The organism is Bradyrhizobium sp., assembly GCF_027451485.1.
GTDB lineage: Bacteria > Pseudomonadota > Alphaproteobacteria > Rhizobiales > Xanthobacteraceae > Bradyrhizobium.
The window spans coordinates 24,759-42,628 of sequence record NZ_DAIDJE010000004.1; the positions used below are offsets into that span (position 1 = coordinate 24,759).

18 protein-coding genes are annotated in these 17,870 nt (G+C 60.4%); 6 read left to right on the forward strand and 12 right to left on the reverse strand.

Annotation, left to right across the window (positions count from 1 at the left end; all coding sequences use genetic code 11):
* Nucleotides 1-340 precede the first annotated feature (340 nt).
* The 3 genes from NEZ08_RS00550 to NEZ08_RS00560 are packed head-to-tail and all read left to right on the forward strand — an operon-like array spanning nucleotide 341 to nucleotide 4,584.
* A complete protein-coding gene (locus NEZ08_RS00550) occupies nucleotides 341-1,171 on the forward strand; it encodes a formate/nitrite transporter family protein (RefSeq protein ID WP_298101913.1) in 831 nt (276 codons plus the stop codon).
* 15 nt (nucleotides 1,172-1,186) lie between these two features.
* Entirely contained in the window at nucleotides 1,187-2,980 is a 1,794-nt protein-coding gene (locus NEZ08_RS00555; RefSeq protein ID WP_298101915.1) for a NirA family protein, read from the forward strand.
* Nucleotides 2,977-4,584 (forward strand): sulfite reductase subunit alpha, encoded by a 1,608-nt coding sequence (locus tag NEZ08_RS00560; protein ID WP_298101917.1) that lies wholly within the window; start codon nucleotides 2,977-2,979, stop codon nucleotides 4,582-4,584. The genes NEZ08_RS00555 and NEZ08_RS00560 overlap by 4 nt, the downstream gene beginning before the upstream one ends.
* Before the next feature lie 265 nt (nucleotides 4,585-4,849).
* Here NEZ08_RS00560 and NEZ08_RS00565 read toward each other — a convergent pair whose 3' ends face one another.
* The 3 genes from NEZ08_RS00565 to pxpB all read right to left on the reverse strand — a co-directional run bounded on the left by NEZ08_RS00565 (nucleotide 4,850) and on the right by pxpB (nucleotide 7,580).
* A complete protein-coding gene (locus NEZ08_RS00565) occupies nucleotides 4,850-5,617 on the reverse strand; it encodes a LamB/YcsF family protein (protein WP_298101919.1) in 768 nt (255 codons plus the stop codon).
* A 19-nt stretch (nucleotides 5,618-5,636) separates the two neighbouring features.
* Nucleotides 5,637-6,689, reverse strand: a complete 1,053-nt coding sequence (locus NEZ08_RS00570) for a biotin-dependent carboxyltransferase family protein (protein ID WP_298101921.1) — start codon at nucleotides 6,687-6,689, stop codon at nucleotides 5,637-5,639.
* Between the two features lie 156 nt (nucleotides 6,690-6,845).
* Nucleotides 6,846-7,580 (reverse strand): 5-oxoprolinase subunit PxpB, encoded by a 735-nt coding sequence (gene pxpB / locus NEZ08_RS00575; RefSeq protein WP_298101924.1) that lies wholly within the window; start codon nucleotides 7,578-7,580, stop codon nucleotides 6,846-6,848.
* A gap of 322 nt (nucleotides 7,581-7,902) precedes the next feature.
* On the opposite strand from pxpB, the gene NEZ08_RS00580 reads away from it, so the two are divergent.
* Complete coding sequence (locus NEZ08_RS00580; RefSeq protein WP_298101927.1) at nucleotides 7,903-8,601, forward strand: ribonuclease activity regulator RraA; 699 nt, start codon at nucleotides 7,903-7,905, stop codon at nucleotides 8,599-8,601.
* Between the two features lie 35 nt (nucleotides 8,602-8,636).
* A complete protein-coding gene (locus NEZ08_RS00585) occupies nucleotides 8,637-9,041 on the forward strand; it encodes a cupin domain-containing protein (RefSeq protein WP_298101930.1) in 405 nt (134 codons plus the stop codon).
* A 21-nt stretch (nucleotides 9,042-9,062) separates the two neighbouring features.
* Here the strand turns inward: NEZ08_RS00585 and NEZ08_RS00590 are convergent, their stop codons facing one another.
* From NEZ08_RS00590 to NEZ08_RS00620, 7 genes are all read right to left on the reverse strand, one after another.
* On the reverse strand, nucleotides 9,063-9,845 hold the full coding sequence (locus NEZ08_RS00590; RefSeq protein ID WP_298101933.1) for a transporter substrate-binding domain-containing protein: 783 nt from the start codon (nucleotides 9,843-9,845) through the stop codon (nucleotides 9,063-9,065).
* A 5-nt stretch (nucleotides 9,846-9,850) separates the two neighbouring features.
* Nucleotides 9,851-10,261, reverse strand: a complete 411-nt coding sequence (locus tag NEZ08_RS00595; RefSeq protein ID WP_298101936.1) for a hypothetical protein — start codon at nucleotides 10,259-10,261, stop codon at nucleotides 9,851-9,853.
* Nucleotides 10,262-10,285: 24 nt separating this feature from the next.
* Nucleotides 10,286-11,275, reverse strand: a complete 990-nt coding sequence (locus NEZ08_RS00600; RefSeq protein WP_298101939.1) for a hydroxyacid dehydrogenase — start codon at nucleotides 11,273-11,275, stop codon at nucleotides 10,286-10,288.
* Nucleotides 11,276-11,307: 32 nt separating this feature from the next.
* Nucleotides 11,308-12,408 (reverse strand): ABC transporter ATP-binding protein, encoded by a 1,101-nt coding sequence (locus NEZ08_RS00605; RefSeq protein WP_298101942.1) that lies wholly within the window; start codon nucleotides 12,406-12,408, stop codon nucleotides 11,308-11,310.
* Nucleotides 12,409-12,413: 5 nt separating this feature from the next.
* Nucleotides 12,414-13,325 (reverse strand): carbohydrate ABC transporter permease, encoded by a 912-nt coding sequence (locus NEZ08_RS00610; RefSeq protein WP_298101944.1) that lies wholly within the window; start codon nucleotides 13,323-13,325, stop codon nucleotides 12,414-12,416.
* Nucleotides 13,325-14,263 (reverse strand): carbohydrate ABC transporter permease, encoded by a 939-nt coding sequence (locus NEZ08_RS00615; protein ID WP_298101947.1) that lies wholly within the window; start codon nucleotides 14,261-14,263, stop codon nucleotides 13,325-13,327. Before NEZ08_RS00615 ends, NEZ08_RS00610 begins: the two co-directional genes overlap by 1 nt.
* A 112-nt stretch (nucleotides 14,264-14,375) precedes the next feature.
* Nucleotides 14,376-15,716, reverse strand: coding sequence for an extracellular solute-binding protein (locus NEZ08_RS00620; protein ID WP_298101949.1), 1,341 nt, complete (start codon nucleotides 15,714-15,716; stop codon nucleotides 14,376-14,378).
* Nucleotides 15,717-16,111: 395 nt separating this feature from the next.
* On the opposite strand from NEZ08_RS00620, the gene NEZ08_RS00625 reads away from it, so the two are divergent.
* Nucleotides 16,112-16,852, forward strand: coding sequence for a Spy/CpxP family protein refolding chaperone (locus NEZ08_RS00625; RefSeq protein WP_298101952.1), 741 nt, complete (start codon nucleotides 16,112-16,114; stop codon nucleotides 16,850-16,852).
* Nucleotides 16,853-17,101: 249 nt separating this feature from the next.
* Here NEZ08_RS00625 and NEZ08_RS00630 read toward each other — a convergent pair whose 3' ends face one another.
* Nucleotides 17,102-17,503 (reverse strand): VOC family protein, encoded by a 402-nt coding sequence (locus NEZ08_RS00630; protein WP_298101954.1) that lies wholly within the window; start codon nucleotides 17,501-17,503, stop codon nucleotides 17,102-17,104.
* Nucleotides 17,504-17,554: 51 nt separating this feature from the next.
* Nucleotides 17,555-17,870, reverse strand: a 316-nt coding sequence (locus NEZ08_RS00635; RefSeq protein ID WP_298101957.1) for a hypothetical protein, incomplete at its 5' end; no start/stop codon positions are given.

Sequence of the window (17,870 nt, forward strand, 5' to 3'; positions counted from 1 at the left end):
GGATTAAATAATGGGCAGATATCTGGTCTGTCTAAATTTTCAGCGATCTGCCCAAATTCCATGAGCGGGCTTGGCTGAACAGAACCTCATTCCTTGCCCTAACCCGTTGAAAGAACAACGCGCAGGGCCGCGAATGGATGTGGCATGCAATTTGAATATTGCAGTGCAGCCAGCCCCACAGAGGGGGTTGGCTTGGTCCGCGATGGACTCCGCAGCAACGGTGCTGGCCGGATCGCATAAGTGAAGCTCAACAAGGCGCGGGCCGCCTGCGCCGCACTTCCGCGATCGAACAATTTGCCCGTCGTGTCCCACGCACGCGCGTGGCAACTGGAGCCTCGACATGGATTATGTAAGACCCGCCGAAGTTGTTAATTCGATGATCGATGCCAGCCTGGAGAAGCTGGCGCTTCCCCCGCGCGACCTTCTGATCCGCGGAATTTTGGCTGGAGCGCTGCTCGGTGCGGCGACCACGCTTGCCTTCACCGGTGCGACGACGACCGGTCAGCCAATCGTGGGCGCGCTGATCTTCCCGGTCGCTCTCGCCATCATCGTTCTGCTCAATCTCGAACTCGTCACCGGCAGCTTCGCAATCGTGCCGATGGCGCGTCTCGAAGGCAAAGCAAAGTGGGGCGAAGTCCTGGCCAACTGGACCTGGGTCTATCTGGCAAACCTCATCGGCAGCATCGCTTTCGGCGTGCTGATCGCAGGATCGCTCACCAACATGGGTAAGATTGCCGTGGCTGGCGTCGCCGCGCGGATCGTCGCGGCCGCCGAGGCCAAGACGATCGCCAATGAAGCCATTGGCGCGGCCGGAATGCTGAGTCTTTTCGTGAAAGGCATTCTCTGCAACTGGCTGGTTAGCCTTGGTGTCATCCTTTCCATGACGTCCAACTCGACCGTCGGAAAAGTTACCGCAACCTGGATTGCCATCTTCCTGTTCTTCGCGCTCGGATTCGAACACGCCGTGGTCAATATGTTCCTGATTCCGACCGGCATGCTGCTTGGCGCCAAGGTCAGCTTTTACGATTGGTGGGTATGGAATCAGATCCCGGTCACGCTGGGCAACCTTGTCGGCGGATTCGTGTGCACCGGTCTTGCGCTCTACACGACCTACAAGCCGCGCGGCCAGCTTGCCCCCGCGGCTCAAGCCGTCGCTCAGCCAGCCGAATGACGGTGCGTGATACCGATGAAGCTTGCACCGATCTCCGTCGAATTCACTGACGAACAAAAGCGCTACTTCGAAGGCTTTGCAGCCGGCGTACAGATGCTGCGCAATGGCCGTGGCCTTTCCGGCGCTTCCATCAAGACTACCGTAGCCAACGGCGAACCGACGGGACCCGACGCGGCGCACGTCCGGGCACAGGACCAGGTCCTGGCATCCGGCAGAAAACTCGCCGACCAGGAAAAGTTCAAGCGCGAGGAGCATCCGTTCGATGCCTATCCGCGACTGAAGCAGCAAGCGCTCACCAATGCGCCGCCGTCACCGGCGGACAACTTCCGCTGGCGCTATTATGGCTTGTTCTACGTCGCGCCTGCGCAGGATTCCTATATGTGCCGCCTGCGTATTCCCAACGGGGTTCTCAAGCACTGGCAACTTGCAGGCCTCGCTGACCTCGCCGAGCGCTTCGCCGGCCCCTATTGCCATGTCACGACCCGCGCCAATATTCAGCTTCGCGAAATTTCGCCGAAGAATGCCGTTGCGCTGATCGAGGGCATTCAAGACCTTGGCCTTTGCTCGCGCGGATCAGGCGCTGACAATATTCGCAATGTCACGGGTACGCCGACCGCGGGTATCGATCCGCAGGAGCTGATCGATACCCGCGAATACGCCCGCGAATGGCATTTTCATATTCTCAATGACCGCTCGCTCTATGGCCTGCCGCGCAAATTCAACGTCGCATTCGACGGTGCAGGCAAGATTGCGGTGCTCGAAGATACCAACGATATCGCCTTCGCTGCGGTCGACGTGAAGGACGGCTTTGGCATCGAACCAGGCGTCTGGTTTCGTCTCGGCATCGGCGGCATCACCGGGCACAAGGATTTCGCCAAGGAGACCGGAATCATTGTCAGGCCGGTCGATGCGACGAAGGTGGCCGACGCGATCGTTCGCGCTTTCATCGACACCGGCGACCGCACCAATCGTCTCAAGGCGCGACTGAAATATGTCATCGACAAGATCGGAATGGACACATTCCTGGTGCTTGTCGAACAGAAGCTTGGCCATGCGTTGACCCGTGTCCCGCCGGAGGCGCTCGCACCGCGGCCAGCCTTTGACCGGATGGCCCATATCGGCGTTCACAAGCAGAAGCAGGATGGCCTGAACTGGATCGGCGTCGCGCTGCCGGTCGGCAAGCTCACCTGCGAGCAGATGCGCAACCTTGCGAGGGTCGCGGCCGATCTTGGCGACGGCGAGATACGGCTGACCGTCTGGCAAAACCTTCTGATTTCAGGCGTAAGCGATGCCAAAGTCGAGACGGCGATCAAGGCGGTCGAGGCGAGCGGGCTTTCGATCGAAGCCTCGAACATTCGCGCCGGCCTCATCGCCTGCACCGGGAACGCCGGCTGCAAGTTTGCGGCCGCCAACACCAAGGCGCATGCGGCGGCCATCGCTGACTGGTGCGATGGGCGTGTCGATGTCGACAGCCCCCTCAACATTCATCTGACCGGCTGCCATCATTCCTGTGCGCAGCACTACATCAGCGACATCGGCCTGATCGCCGCCAAGGTGCCCGCCGGCGACGGCGAAGACACGGTCGAGGGTTATCATCTGTTTGCCGGCGGCGGTTTCGGCCCGGATGCCGATATCGGGCAGGAGGTCTATCGCGACCTCAGGGCTGCGGACGCGCCGCAAACGGTCGAGAAACTGGTCAAAGCCTACCTGACGCACCGCGCCGATCCATCCGAGACCTTTCTGACATTTGCCCGCCGGCACGACGGCGCGACGCTCCGTAAATTGGCGGAAGAAGAGCTTTCCTCATGAACCAGATCACGCCTCCGCCTAGAATCGAGATCATCCCGGCGGGCGCGCCGTTCTCCGAATCGCAACGCTCCTGGCTGAACGGCTTCTTTGCAGGACTGCTGAGTGAAGCTCCAACGCCGCTCTCCGCCGAGCAGGGCGCAGCCATCATGCAGGGACCGGCTGGTGATGGTGACGACGGCGAAGCGCCCTGGCACGATCAGACGCTGCCGATCGCCGAGCGCATGAAACTGGCCGAGGGACGCCCGTTGCGCCGTCGCATGATGGCGGCCATGGCCCAGCAGGATTGCGGGCAGTGCGGCTACAATTGCCATGACTATTCCGAAGCGATTGCTGGCAAGGCCGAAGGGCGGCTCAATCTTTGCGTTCCAGGCGGCAAGGAAACCGCCCGGATGCTGAAGACGCTCTATGAGGAAATGGACAAGGCTCCTTCGGCAGTTGCAGCCGCGCCGGCAGCCGTTCCGGGCGTACAGGCTGCGGCGCCCCTCGTCGAAATTGGCCGTTCGCGCGATTACCCGGCGCAGGCGACGTTCGTCTCAAGACGTCTGCTCAATAAGCCGGGCTCGGAGAAGGAAACCTGGCACGTCGAATTTGATCTCGCGCAGAGCGGTCTCGATTACGTCGTCGGCGATTCCTTTGGCATTTTCGCCAAAAATGAACTTGGTCACGTCGACCAGATCATCGCGCTGCTCGGCGCGTCCCACACCACCGAAGTGCGGGGGAGAACGTTGCGAGAGGTCCTCGCCGATGAAGTCTCGCTCGCGCCCGCGCCGGATTCCCTGTTCGAACTCATCTCCTTCATCACCGGCGGTGCCCAGCGCGAGAAGGCGAGGGCGCTGGCGCAGGGCGACGATCCCGACGGCGATGCGGCAACGCTTGATGTGATGGCAGCGTTGCAGAAATTTTCCGGGGTCCGGCCGCATCCGGAAGCCTTTGTCGAAGCGCTCGAACCTTTGCAGCCGCGGCTTTATTCGATTTCATCCTCGCATAACGCAACCCCCGGCAAACTGTCGCTGACGGTCGATTGTGTGCGCTACGTCATCGGCAAGCGTAAGCGGCTCGGGCTTGCGTCCACCTTCCTTGCCGAGCGTGTGCAACCCGGCGATCAGGTGAAGGTTTATGTGCAGAAGGCGCATGGATTCGCCCTACCTCAGGATTCCAAGGTGCCGATCATCATGATCGGACCTGGCACCGGGGTTGCGCCATTCCGCGCCTTCCTGCTTGACCGCCGCGCCACGGGAGCCACGGGACGCAACTGGCTGTTCTTTGGCCATCAACGCTCTGGTTGCGATTTCTTCTACTCCGATGAACTCAACGCAATGAAGACTGCCGGCCTTCTGACTCGTCTGTCGCTCGCATGGTCACGCGATGGTGAGAAGAAATTCTACGTGCAGGACCGCATGCGCGAAGTCGGGCGGGAGTTGTGGGCATGGCTTGCTGAAGGAGCCTACGTCTATGTCTGCGGCGATGCCAAGCGCATGGCGAAAGACGTCGAGCGTGCGCTGGTCGACATCGTGGCCCAACACGGGGCGCGCTCAACCGATGAAGCCATCAGCTTTGTCGGCGAGCTCAAGAAGAAAGGCCGCTATCAGCAGGACGTCTATTGAGAGCGTATGCTAGAGGTCTTTCGATCCTGACATTGCGGAAGTGCATGCCAAAGCGCGGGGCGAATGTGAGATCAGGGCCAACGAACTGGAGATTGGCCATGCGCCAACCCTCGGAATCTCACTTAAACCTGCATGCACATTCACTGTCCCGCAGGACCGATTCAACCTTCCAGGCTTCGGTGCGTTATGGCGCCTTCTCATTGATCGCAGGCGTTCTGTTCGGAAAGCTTTCCGCACCCCTTCTGATGCCTGAGCGGAGCAGCGCTTAGCCGTGCTTGAACGGTGCGACCTCGATGCCGGCATCGTTCAAAGCCTGGCGCACGCCACGCGCGATTTCGACCGCGCCGGGCGTATCGCCGTGTATGCAGATTGTGTCCGTTCGCATCTTGATCACCTTGCCGGTGACCGACACCACAGCGGAATCCTGCACCATCCGGACAACCCGCTCTGCAATCTGCCTGGGATCGTGCAGGACCGAGCCCGGCTTCTTGCGCGAGACCAGATTGCCGTCGTCCTCGTAAGCGCGGTCGGCGAACACTTCGTGCGCCATCGGCAGGTTCGCCGCTTCACCGGCTGATACCAGCTTCGAATTCGCAAGCACGACAAACACGAGATTTGAATCGACGGCCTTGATGCCGGCCGCAATCGCACGGGCGGTCGCGTCGTCCTCACAGGCGACGTTCGATAACGCGCCATGCGCCTTGACGTGGGTGACCTTGTAGTTGGACAGGGCTGCGACTCCTTGTAGCGCCCCGATCTGGTAGGCGACCAGGTTTTCGATTTCGCGCCCGCTCATGCCGTAGAACGGCCGGCGCCCAAAACCGTGGATGTCGCGGTAGCCGGGATGCGCCCCGACGCTGACCCCGCGGGCTTTCGCGAGTTCCACCGTCTTGCGCATGGTGTCGTAGTCGCCGCCATGAAAGCCGCAAGCGACGTTCACGGAAGTCGCAACTTCGATCATGGCAGCATCATTGCCCATCTGCCACGCCCCGAAGGACTCGCCAAGATCACTGTTCAGGTCGACCGATTTCATGTTGCTTTCCGTTCCCTGGTTAGAAGTTTTCCTGGACCAGCGCATCTGCAGCTTGCCAGGTCCCGGCGTCCATCGCGCTGACGGCAACCCCTGCGACATTGGCATCCTGAAGCGCATCGACGTTGAGATCAAAGCTTTCGATCGAGCCGAGCCGATCGGGCAGGGTGCGCAGCAACTCGGCGAACTTGCGCGCTTCCGCCTGCGCCTCTTCCATGCTGACGGCCCTGAATCGGAAGCTCGTTCCGGCGGGAATCTGAGCAAACCGTCCGAAATCGGCCGTGATCACCGTCGCGATTTTGGGGTAGCCGCCGCTGGTACCACGGTCGGACATCAGCACAATCGGCTGGCCGTTGCCGGGCACCTGGATGCTGCCGTTCACCGTGCCATCGGAGACAATATTGTGGCCGTGCAGATGTTCGATGTCCGGCCCTTCGAGCCGATAACCCATCCGGTCGCTTGTGGCCGAGATCTTCCACTCGCTATCGAGAAACTGCTTGATCGCTTCTTCGCTGAACTCATCGTCCTGCGGTCCGGGCGTTACACGGATCGGCCCGGCACCGGCCGCCGGCAAATCGATCCGTCGCTCAGGGCCCGCGCTTGCCGCCGACACGCCCAGTTCATCTCCGGCCTGCAGCGGCCGGGGATAAGGACTGCCGAGGCCGGCGCGTGCATTGACTGCGAGACTGCCGAACGTGGGCTCGCCCTTGATGGCGCCCTCGATCGCGAGATAGCTGAATGATCCGCCGCGTGCCATTCCGAGCTTTAGCGTTTCACCGTCGGCAATCGTGACGGAAGTATCCCACCCCGCGCTGCGACCGCCGACCTCGGCGCTGCGCGGCGCCCCTGAAAACGCCACGCGTACGGCACCATCGCGCGCCGTAAACGCTGCACCATAGGGACCAATTTCGATAGCCGGCGCCATCGGTGCATTTCCAACCAGACAATTGGCGGCGGCGAGACCGAGCCGGTCCATGGCGCCGCTTGGGGTCAGACCATAGCGCTGGGCGCCGAAACGACCGCCATCCTGCACCGAACTTGCCGGGCTGATCGATGAAATCACGAGCTTCGTCATGCCGCGAATAGCGCTCCGATTCCGAAGTTCGCAAACTTTGGGGGCGCCTCCGATGCGAACTTCGGAATCAAAGGAGCTCTATCAAAAATATAGTCTCTAGTGCGGCCTTTAAATTTGAAGTTCCCTTAGCGCGCTCGCGGCGCAACCGCAGGAACTTCAAATTTGCCGCACTAGCTCAGCAATGATCTCGCCACGCTCGGCCGCTCGTTCCTGCTCCGCATAGGTCTTGGCGTCGATCTGGTAGAACTTCACGCGGTCGCCGGGCTCGAGCAGGAAAGTGGGTTCGCGATGCAGCTGATAGGTTCGCACCGGCGTGCAGCCCAGCAGATGCCAGCCGCTTGGACCGGCGAGGCATTGGATTCCGGCCTGCACCCCGCCGACCGAGATCGTCCCGGCGGGGGTCAACAGCCTGGGATTCTGTCGGCGCGGCATATGCAAGGTCTCCGGTAACCCGCTGAGATAGGACCATCCCGGCGTGAACCCAAGCATGGCGACGCGGTAGTCACCAGCGATGTGCCGTGCCACCACATCCTCGGGCGTCGTGCCAAGTGTCTTGGCGACGTCCTCAAGATCAATGCCATATTCGCCGCCATAGGCAACGGGAACGCGCCATAGCCGACTTCTCTCTGAAGACGACACCGGGCGCTCTGCCAATTGAGCCAGTTTCCGGCCAAGCGTTGGGAAATCGATTTCCGTCGGGTCGTAATGGACAAGGAGAGATCGATACGTCGGCACAGTCTCGGTCACACCGGCAATGGGTTCTTGTGCCAACGTGCGGTCGAGGGCCAGCACGCGCCGATTGGCCTCATCGTCGATCTTGCGGCTGAACTCCACTGTGATGGCGCTATCGCCACTGGGCAGAAGGCGTGGAGGGGTGCGTGGCGGAACCATGGCCTGGCAGCTCAGTCTGATTCTTGTGCCCGATGGTCTGGCCCAGTCCGGGCCGGGGAGGACTTTGTTAAAGTATATCACCGAAGCGGCCCCAGGGCGACCCATCGCCGCAAAAAATGCCTGTTACTTCAATAAGCTAATGCAGCAACCTTCGATAAGATGTCATAATCGCGGCGCCCTCCTTTGAAAAGGCCGCCGCTAAGATGGGAGGAACGTCCGAGACGTCTCATCAGCGACGTCCAGGAATGCCCAAGAGCCCTTGACGCAGTGCCCGCGTCTCGCAAGATGCGCGCCAACTCATCCCACCGGAGTCTATCGTTCTATGTCCCTGAGCCCCGAAGCTGTCAAAACCCTCTCGCATATCACGACCGCCACCATCACGACTGTCCTGCTGAAGAAGGGCTTGCGCAACGTCTGGCTGCGCGGGACGAAGCCATTGCGGCCGGGGCAGAAGCGTCTGGTTGGGCCGGCATTCACGCTGCGCTTCGTCCCCGCCCGTGAAGATCTTGCAACGCCCGAGTCCTGGTCGAAGCCAATCTCGACGAGAGGCGCCATCGAGGCGATGCCGGAAGGCTGTATCGCCGTCGTGGACGCCATGGGCGTCACCGATGCGGGCATTTTCGGCGACATTCTCTGCGCGCGCATGGTCAAGCGCGGGGTTTCGGCGCTGATTACCGACGGCGTGGTGCGTGACGTCGAAGGCGTGCTCGGCACCGGCTTGCCGGTTTGGTGCGACGGCTATGCCGCGCCGCCTTCAGTCGCAGGCCTGACCTTTGTCGGTTGGGGAGAGCCGATCGGCTGCGGCGGCGTTGCGATTTTCCCGGATGACGTGATCGTTGCCGATCAGGATGGTGCCGTCGTGATCCCGCAGGCGTTCGTCGATCATGTTCTGGCCGAAGGGGTCGAGCAGGAGCGAATGGAGGCCTGGATCGTTAACGAGGTCAATAATGGCGCCGTGTTGCCCGGCCTTTACCCGATGAATGCCGAGACCAAAGCGCGCTACGCGGCTTCAAAAAAATGAGCCTGCAGAAGACAGTCTGACAAAGGAGGAAAGCCATGGACATCCATTTGGCCGGTTCGCGGCCGAGCCGACGCGCGCCGAAGGAGAGCTTTACCGGGACGGTCTGGCAGGACCCGATTGTTGAAGCACCTGCGCCGGCCCGTATCCGGGCCAGCCGCGTGTCCTTCGAGCCGGGCGCGCGGACCAACTGGCATACGCACCCTCTCGGGCAAACGCTCTATGTCATTTCGGGCGTAGGCCGATTCCAGACCAAGGGTGGCCCGGTGCGGGAAATCCGACCGGGCGACGTGATCTGGATTCCGCCAGGGGAGAAGCACTGGCATGGCGGATCGCCGACCAACGCCATGACCCACATCGCCATGCAGGAAGCGCTCGACGGCAGTCACGTGACCTGGATGGAGCCGGTCACGGACGAGGAATATCAGGCCAAGGTGGGCTAATCCGCGTTTGACGCGAGGCGCCTATTCGAACCAGGCGGCATATATCTTGGCAAAGCGGCCGTCCTTGTTGGCCTTCGCGATCCAGTTGTCGACAAAAGCTTTGAGCGCGGCATCGCGTTGCAGCCAGTAGGCCTTTTGCGCGTGGTCAAACGGCTGATCGGGATGAACGGCGCAGAGCACGCCGGGATGCAGCTTTTGCTGATACCGCGTCTCGGAGGCATCCGTGATCATCAGATCGGCACGCCCGTCAGCGATTTCGTTGAATATCCCGACGTTATCGGGATAGATCGTGATTTCCGCATTCTTGATGTGGGCGCGGGCAAACTGTTCATTGGTCCCGCCGGGATTGACGATCACCCGTGTGCCTGGCCGGTCGATATCCGTCAGGGTCTCGTATTTGTTGACATCCTTGCAGCGGGCGACCGGCGTCTTGCCTTCCTGCATGATCGGCGTCGAGAAGAGCCCCTTGCTCTGTCGCTCCGGCGTGATCGAGATGCCGCCCATCGCGATGTCGAAACGGTCTGCGGTGAAGTCCTGCGTCAGCTTCGGCCATGTAGTGCGCACATATTCGACGCGCACGCCCAGCGTACGCGCAAGGCCGTCCGCCATGTCGACGTCGAAGCCGCGAAAGGTCGATGTTGCAGAGTCAAAGGCGGTGAAAGGCGCATAGTCGCCGGTCATTCCGACTCGCAAGGTGCCTCGCTCGACGATCGCCTCGAGCCGCGATGGCGACTGGGCGTGCGCAGTCGACCCAACGAGTATCCATGAGGCGGCAACGCAGCAGGCGATCCGGCGCCACAGCATTGCGGTCAGCTTTCGTCGCTGCCCCGACGGAGGATATCGGCCGCCGCAGCTCGGCCGGCCATTTCGTTCCGCAGCGCTTCAAATCGTTGCCGCGCCTCGCTCGCCTGATCGTCGACGAACCGGACCGCCGCATCCGCCGACATCGGCCCACTGGAGATGGAGCGGGAATTCTCACCGATCGTCTCATCGACGAAATACCTGCCGCTCCCATCGTTCCGCACCGTCCATTTGAAACGAATCGCTCCCATCGGCCCCGGTCCGGACTTCGAATAGCCCTCGACAATATCGAGCGGCGCCTCCTGATCCGGCAGCGTGCTGACGGCGGCCTTTGCCGTCGCCTCGGGCGGGAATGCTGGTTGATCGAGAATGCTCGCAATGGTTGCGAGCGCCTCATCAGTGGGATCACTTCCGGTCAATCACTCGGCTCCAGCTCTCTCCGCCTAAGTTAGCACGTCCTGGTTAATGACGTTCTGCCGGATCGGCTCACCATCCAGCGCGCTCAGGATATTTCGCGCGGTCTGTTCGCTCATTCGGTCCACGGCTTCCCACGTCACGCCGGCAACGTGCGGAGCAATGATCACATTGGGCAATTCGAACAACGGATTTGGAACTGGCGGCGGCTCCTGCGCGAAAACATCAAGGCCGGCGCCGGCCAGTCGGCCCGACGTGAGGGCGTCATACAGCGCGGCTTCGTCAATGAGACCGCCCCTCGCGGTATTGATGAGATAGGCCGATGGCTTCATGCGCCGCAACCGCGTCGCATTGAACATGCCGAGCGTTTCCGACGTCTTGGGGCAGTGAATGCTGACGAAGTCCGCTCGCGGCAGCGCCGCGTCGAGATCAGCAACCGCCTCGTATCCCGCCTTTTTGATTTCGCCCGCCGGAAGATACGGGTCATAGACCAGCACGTTCATTTCCATCGCAAGACATCGCCTGGCAGTGCGCGTGCCGATCCGCCCAAAGCCCAGGATTAAAACCGTCTTGCCGAAGAGGTCATAGGGCAGTTTGCCGAGCCGCGAGCTCCATTGACCCTCCTTGACCAGCGCATGCAGTTCATTGGCTCGCTTGGCGAGCATCAGCATCATGAACAAGGCCTGCTCGGCAACGGAGGGGGAATTTGCCGTTCCCACTACCATCAATGGAATCTTGCGGCGGCTGAGCGCAGGGACATCGACCGCGTCATAACCGACACCGATCCGTGTCACGACCTTCATGTCCCTGGCCGCGTCCAGTTCGGCTTCACCGAAGCGGGTGGCGCCGAGTGCAACCCCGTGGACCGGCGCATGCGCTTTCAACAACGCTTCGAAATCCGCGGCTGAAATCAGGTTGGGGAATTCGACGAGTTCGATGTCCTCGCGTTCCTGGAGGAGGGCGCGTCCACACGGCGCCAGCGTCTGGGTGACAAAGATTTTCTTCTTGTTGGTTGTCATTCCGCGAGCCTTTTCCGCCGGCGGTGCAACCTTCAGATAACGGCGCCGGTGGCCTCATTTAGCAGATGCATGTTGTTGAGGTCCACTGCCAGGCGGAGTGGCTGGCCATCGCGGGCGGGGGCGTTGGGATTGACCCTTCCACAAACCTGCTTGCCAGCGAGGTTGAAGTAAATCAGCGTTTCCATCCCCATGGGTTCGGTAACATCCAGCGTTGCATCGAATGGCTCGATCCCGGGTTCGGCGTGGGGCTTTGCCTCGGTAATGTGCTCCGGGCGCAATCCCAGCAGTAGCTGTTGACCGGGATTGGCATTTCGATAGCGCGCGGCGCGGTCGGACGGTAGCGGAAAGGCGATCTGCTCGGTCAGCCGCACATGCAGCCTCCCAGCGGCCTCTTCAAGACGGCAAGGGAGGAAATTCATCGCGGGCGAGCCGATAAAGGCGGCCACAAATCGCGTGGCTGGCTTGTGATAAAGGTCATTCGGCGTCCCGATCTGTTCAATGCGCCCCTTGTTCATGACCACGACCCGGTCGGCGAGCGTCATGGCCTCGACCTGATCGTGGGTGACATACACGGTGGTGGTGCGCACTTTCTGGTGAACCTTCTTGATTTCAATCCGCATCTGCACCCGCAGCTTGGCGTCGAGATTAGAGAGAGGCTCGTCAAACAGAAAAACCTTCGGATTGCGGACGATCGCGCGCCCCATCGCCACACGCTGCCGCTGGCCGCCCGACAATTGCTTGGGCTTGCGGTCGATCAGTTCGACGATATCAAGCATGCGGGCCGCTTCGTCGATCCGCGCCTTGATCTCCGCTTTTGGATAGCGTTTCAGCCGCAGCCCGAATGACATGTTCTCCGCGACCGTCATGTGCGGATAGAGCGCGTAGTTCTGGAACACCATCGCAATGTCGCGATCCTTTGGCGGAACATCATTGACGACGTCTCCACCGATCATGATGTCGCCATCGGTGATGTCCTCAAGGCCTGCGATCATGCGCAGCGTGGTGGATTTGCCGCAGCCCGACGGCCCTACCAGAACGACGAACTCGTGATCGGCGATGTCGAGATCGATGCCGCGGACGGCTTCGACATCGTCGTAGCGCTTGACGACCTTGCGCAGGTTTACTTCGGCCATCGGCTTCAACCCTTCGTCGCACCGGCGGTGAGGCCGGCAATGTAGTAATCCATCAGAAACGCATAGATGACGAGCGGCGGCGCGGCGCCGAGCAGGGCGCCGGTCATGATCTGCCCCCAATTGAAGACATCGCCCTTGATCAGCGTCGTGATGATGCCGACCGGCAGGACCAACTGATCGGTCGATGTCGTGAATACCAGCGGATAGAGAAACTGCGCCCATGAGACGGTGAAGGCGAAAATGGTGGCCGCAATCAGACCGGGCAAGGCAACCGGAATGAAGATACGCGTCAGGGTCTGAAACCATGAGGCGCCATCGATGATGGCCGCCTCGTCAAGTTCCTTCGGAATGGACGCGAAATAGCCGATCATGATCCAGGTGCAGAACGGCACGGTCAGTGTCGGATAGATGAATATCAGAACGTACCACCGGTTGATCAGCTGGATGCCAGTCCAGTCGCCGAACAAAGCGAACATCTTGAACAACGGAATGAACAGGAGACTGTCTGGAATCAGGTAAGTCAGGAACACCCCCGTTGCGAGCGTGGCCGATCCCCAGAATTTCATTCGGGATAAAGCGAATGCGGCTGGAATGCTGATCGCCATGGTGATGGCGACGACGGCGATCGAGATTGCCGCCGAGTTCCCGAAGAAGCGCAGGAACTGGTTCGACGTGAGCAGCTCATGGTAGTTCGACAAGGTTGGATGAAAAACCCACCAGGGATTAGTCGCGGCGGAGATCTCCGCGCTGCTTTTGAGCGACGTGATTAGCATGTAGATTGGTGGCAAGAGTGCGATAATCGCAAACAGTGTCAGGAAAAAGTACGACCAGCGCAGTGCCCAGACGCGGTCGCGGCTCATGCTGCCGAATTTGACTTTGCGGCCAGGACCGGCCTTGTCGATGGCGAACGAGCTCATCAGGCTTCATTTCCCCGTTTGGTAACGTCGCGCAGAATGAAGTAGGCGGCGATCGCCAGGATGGGTGCCATGAAAAGCGAGATGCTGGCGCCGAGCGGAATGTCACTGCCTTCGATGCCGATCTTGAACGCCCAGGTCGCAAACAAGTGTGTCTGATCAAGGGGGCCACCGGATGTCAGGATTCGCACGATGTCGAAGTTCGCAAAGGTGACTATCAGCGAGAACAGCGTCGTAATCGCAATGATGTTGCGCATCATCGGCAGCGTCACATACCAGATGCGCTGCCACCAGTTGGCACCGTCAATAGCGGCGGCTTCATAGAGCTGATCCGGCACCGATTTCAGCGAGGCCAGGTACATGATCATGAAGAACGGTGCGCCATACCAGACATTGACGAGGATGACCGAGAAGCGCGCCCAGCCCACCTCGCCGAGCCATGAGACCGGTGCGATGCCGAACAGACCGAGTGTGTAATTGAACGCGCTGTAGGACGGATCGAACAGCCATAGCCAGGCGAGTGTGCTCATGGCGGGCGGGATCACCCAGGGTACCAGCAGCATCCCCCGCCATTTGCGCTGCTTCCCCGATGGAATGTTGTGCGCGAAGTGGGCGACGATGAAGCCGATGAGCGCCTTGAAGATCACAGCCGTGATCGCGAAGATGCAGGACTGCTCGACCACCATCCAGAAAGTATCGCGCTTGAACAGGAATCGAAAGTTGCCGAACCCGACGAACCGGGTCATCGACTTGTTCAACGTCGCGAGATGGATCGCATAAAAGGCGGGGTAGATGACCAGAACAGCAATGAGAAGGATCAGCGGCAAGGTCATCAAGAATGCCACCGTCGACTTGCGCTTCAGCGCGTAGCGCAGTCTCGTAGCGGCGGAAGCACGGCGAAGGTCCTTAACACTGCCTCGTCCAACAGCAACATCAACCATGGCGCGTCTTCCTCATGGATGTCATTCTCCGCGGAGCCGATGTTTCCGGCGATCAGCTCGGGAGGAAGTCGCCGCGACTACATGCGAGGCGATCGCGGCGACGGCCCTTGCTTCACGTTCGCATGAAGCCCTCACACTGGTCTTCGGCCCAGGCGAGCGTGTTTTCCATTTTTTCGCCTTGCGCATATTTGAGGCACATCTTCGTGAGTGTGGCCTGAGCATAGATTTGCTGGGCAATCTTCGGCGGGGCCGGTGAGGCCGCAATTGACAGCTTCTGTTGATGGTAGGGATCCGGATAGTGGTAGAGCGTCCCCTTCGGCGGTTCTTGCTCCGCCCAGACCTTCAGCGTTGTCAGCTTCTCGAAGGCCGGGAGATCATAGCCGCCACTTGCTTTCACCAACCTCTCGATCGAAGCGGGCTGAGACAGTTGCGTGAGCAAGCTCTTGGCTGCCGACTTGTTCTTGGAGAAGCTCCAGAGCGCGAGGAAGAAGGGCAGGAACGGCGCGAAACGGCCTTTCGGTCCGACAGGAAATCCATGAGTCCAGCACTTCGCCGCGATTTCCGGCGCGTCGCGTTTGGCTACCGCCCAGGCGCTCGGTGGATTCAGGATCATTGCGCCCTTGCCGGCGATTAACCACTTGTTGTTCGAGGCATCGTCCCACGCAGCGACGTCGGGTGGTAGGACGGAGATGAGCTTCTTGTAGTATTCGAGTGCTTGCCGAACGGCATCCGTCTTGACGGTGATGTCCCCTTTGGCATTGACGAGCTCGGCGCCAAAAGACTGAAACAAAGCACCCGCCGTATCGACGGAATCGGAAGTTTCACCAAGCCCGATGCCGAACGGATAGCCGCCTTTGTGGCAAGCCTCAGCCGCCTTGAGGAACGTGTCCGTGGTCCAGTTGTCGGCCTTCGGAGGGCTGCCGGCCGGGTACATCTCCTGGACGTCGATGTCGGCGTATCTCTTCATCAGATCGATGCGGGAGCAGGGGCCCTTGATTTGGCTGCCCATGCAGGTCGGAACACCGAGCCACTTGCCCTCGAGTTGTCCGAGATACTGCACGGTGCCGTTGACTGCCCCGTTCTGCTTGATCAGCGGTTCCATCACATCGTTGACTGGCTCAAGCTGATCGGAATTCGCGTGAGGCCACCACGTCGGCATCGCCAGAATGTCGTGGCCGGACTTCGCCTGCGCCTCTGCGGCGATGGTCACGAGGTTCTTATTGCCCTGACTGGTGATGTAATCGATGGAGACTTCGACCTTCTCTTTTTCCGCCCATTCGTTGACGAGGTTCGTCGAGGTCTTGTTGGCACCGGGCACCCAGTGGTCCCACAGACCGATCGCGAGCTTGCCGGCGGCGCCCGCCGCCCGGAGATAGGGCGCCGAGATCAGTGCGGCAGATGACAACGCAGTGGCGGCTACGAATTGCCGTCGAGAAAGTCTTCTCCTGGACATCGCGTTTCCTCCAAATGTTGCTTCTTCTAATTTGTACTTCGTCTGACCCACGTCGCGGGCGATCATTTCCTCCGAGGTGGGCGCGAAGTTTCAACAAGGATCAGACCAGAATTGCCCGCCGCTGTCGAGAATCAGCGTGACGGCAGTTCTAGAACTATTGTTGCGACGGGGCGCTTCTCTCAACGGGCGCGCGGCAATCTATTGCGCCGCAAACGCGGCGGTGAAACCCGGTTGAATGCATCGCCGCAAGGTCCAATCATCTGCTTGCCGAACGCGTCATCAGGATGCAGTGACCGGCGTCACCGTGGACTCGTCCGGCGCGGTAACGATAATGTCGCTCGAGGGTGATTCAAATTCCCAAGCAATCACAGTAGCCGAGCCAGATGGAGCCCGACATGATCCGCCCAACGCTGCGAGCCGGATTGTACTTTGCTGCGGTCATTACACTGATGCTGGGTACGCCTCAGGTGGTGCTTGCACAGGGACTCGTCAGGGGCATGCAGGACGGCGCAGAGGCCGGCAACAAGGCCGCCGGTCCGGTTGGTGGCGTGCTGGGCGGGGCGATCGGCGGAGTGGTTGGAGTCTTCGGCGGTGCGTTGGGGGTCAACAGCAACAGCGACAGGATCCAGGAACAGCCCGCCGCCGCCGCTGCCAAACCGGCTCCGACGGGTAGTTCCAAGCCGAGCAAGGCAAACAGAACGGCAAAGGCGATCCCGGCAGCACCCGCGACTTCACCTCCGAAGCCCGTGGAAGTCCTCACCCAGCCAGGCAAGCCCGCACTGACAGCTGAGCAGATCGTGGCCAACAGCGATGCCTATATCGATCGGATCAAGGCAGAATTGAATCTGACCCCCGAGCAGGAGAAGAACTGGTCGGCGTTCAACAGCGCCATGCACTATCTCGGGCACAACGGAGCCGAGCGCCTCAACCTGAGGATTGCCCGCGCCCAGCGCGATCCGCCGGACGACATTATCGAGCAGATGCGTAACGAGGCGCAGTTTCTCATCGACCGGGCTGCGGATCAGCGGGCGGTGGCGGATGCGGCCGAACCTTTGTTCGCGAGCCTCGACGACAAGCAGAAGTCGATCTTCATCGCGGAAATGGTACACTTGAGCCACGAACGCGGGCTGGATTAAGACAACAATGCGGCCGTCCGGCGAAGCGTAGGCTTGCCGGCGAAAGCTTGGCAGCTGCGAATAGCCGGGTACACAGGCCCTGGGGTAGGTGGAAGGCAAGGCACCCGGCTATCCTGCCGCAGCGGCGGCGAAGCTCAAATCGTCATGCAATCTTGAGGAAAAGCTGACCGCTTCGCGCCCGAGATATGGCCGCCCTATGACGTTGTCGGGACTGGCGGGAAGAATGAAGCTGCCCGCTAGAATCGTCTGTCAGTTCTTGGGAAAGTTCAGTTCCACGCCGACTCCATCGGGATCGTAGAGGAAGAATTGTGTATCGCCGGTACGCGGCACGACGCTTTCGCGGAACTTGATGTTTTTCGACTGAAGGCGCTTGCGCATTCCATCGACATCGCTTGCCGCAAAGGCGATGTGGTCGAGACGGCCGGTGTCCTCGTACTTCTTCTCCGTACCGCGGACGACGATGCCTTCGCGCGGTGTGCGCGTTCCCATCAAATGGACGGTGGCGACCCCGCCCGAATAGAGCCAGTAACCGGGGAAACCGAGGGGCGGGCGTTCGCCATTCTCAAGCCCGAGCACATCACAATAAAAATCCTTGGTGCGCTCAAGATCCGCAGGTTCGATCGTATAGTGCTGTAGGGGGCCAAGCGGCATGGTTATTCTCCTTCGATCAGTCCGTCCTGCGGGCTTCCCACCGCTGGCGGCTCACGTCATTGCATTTGCGAGGCTTTGCGATCTGCTCGATCGAACTCCCGTGTTTCGCTGCCGAAGAATAATACACCGCTCTCCCAAGCCGGAACCAGAATCCGACCTGAAGGAAGGCCTGAGGAAACTCCAGTAGGTCAGGCCTGTAATAATAAAGCCGCTCCTGTAATCGGCCACAGAACCGAACCTGGCTTCCGTCAAGGCGACATGCCGAATCCGCCCCGCAGGATTTCTTTCGAGGCTCTTGCAAGCAATTTCGTTAAGCTTTGGCGCTAAACTGTTTAACTGGGTCGATTCGGCATAAGCCTTCAATGGA

What these genes read in the sequence shown, in the direction of transcription:
- NEZ08_RS00610 (WP_298101944.1), bottom strand. Translation starts at nt 13,325, where the DNA reads ATGAGCTCGTTCGCCATCGACAAGGCCGGTCCTGGCCGCAAAGTCAAA.
- NEZ08_RS00565 (WP_298101919.1), bottom strand. Translation starts at nt 5,617, where the DNA reads ATGAAATCGGTCGACCTGAACAGTGATCTTGGCGAGTCCTTCGGGGCG.
- NEZ08_RS00630 (WP_298101954.1), bottom strand. Translation starts at nt 17,503, where the DNA reads ATGCCGCTTGGCCCCCTACAGCACTATACGATCGAACCTGCGGATCTT.
- NEZ08_RS00550 (WP_298101913.1), top strand. Translation starts at nt 341, where the DNA reads ATGGATTATGTAAGACCCGCCGAAGTTGTTAATTCGATGATCGATGCC.
- NEZ08_RS00555 (WP_298101915.1), top strand. Translation starts at nt 1,187, where the DNA reads ATGAAGCTTGCACCGATCTCCGTCGAATTCACTGACGAACAAAAGCGC.
- NEZ08_RS00615 (WP_298101947.1), bottom strand. Translation starts at nt 14,263, where the DNA reads ATGGTTGATGTTGCTGTTGGACGAGGCAGTGTTAAGGACCTTCGCCGT.
- NEZ08_RS00585 (WP_298101930.1), top strand. Translation starts at nt 8,637, where the DNA reads ATGGACATCCATTTGGCCGGTTCGCGGCCGAGCCGACGCGCGCCGAAG.
- NEZ08_RS00605 (WP_298101942.1), bottom strand. Translation starts at nt 12,408, where the DNA reads ATGGCCGAAGTAAACCTGCGCAAGGTCGTCAAGCGCTACGACGATGTC.
- NEZ08_RS00580 (WP_298101927.1), top strand. Translation starts at nt 7,903, where the DNA reads ATGTCCCTGAGCCCCGAAGCTGTCAAAACCCTCTCGCATATCACGACC.
- NEZ08_RS00570 (WP_298101921.1), bottom strand. Translation starts at nt 6,689, where the DNA reads ATGACGAAGCTCGTGATTTCATCGATCAGCCCGGCAAGTTCGGTGCAG.
- NEZ08_RS00600 (WP_298101939.1), bottom strand. Translation starts at nt 11,275, where the DNA reads ATGACAACCAACAAGAAGAAAATCTTTGTCACCCAGACGCTGGCGCCG.
- pxpB (WP_298101924.1), bottom strand. Translation starts at nt 7,580, where the DNA reads ATGGTTCCGCCACGCACCCCTCCACGCCTTCTGCCCAGTGGCGATAGC.
- NEZ08_RS00625 (WP_298101952.1), top strand. Translation starts at nt 16,112, where the DNA reads ATGATCCGCCCAACGCTGCGAGCCGGATTGTACTTTGCTGCGGTCATT.
- NEZ08_RS00590 (WP_298101933.1), bottom strand. Translation starts at nt 9,845, where the DNA reads ATGCTGTGGCGCCGGATCGCCTGCTGCGTTGCCGCCTCATGGATACTC.
- NEZ08_RS00560 (WP_298101917.1), top strand. Translation starts at nt 2,977, where the DNA reads ATGAACCAGATCACGCCTCCGCCTAGAATCGAGATCATCCCGGCGGGC.
- NEZ08_RS00620 (WP_298101949.1), bottom strand. Translation starts at nt 15,716, where the DNA reads ATGTCCAGGAGAAGACTTTCTCGACGGCAATTCGTAGCCGCCACTGCG.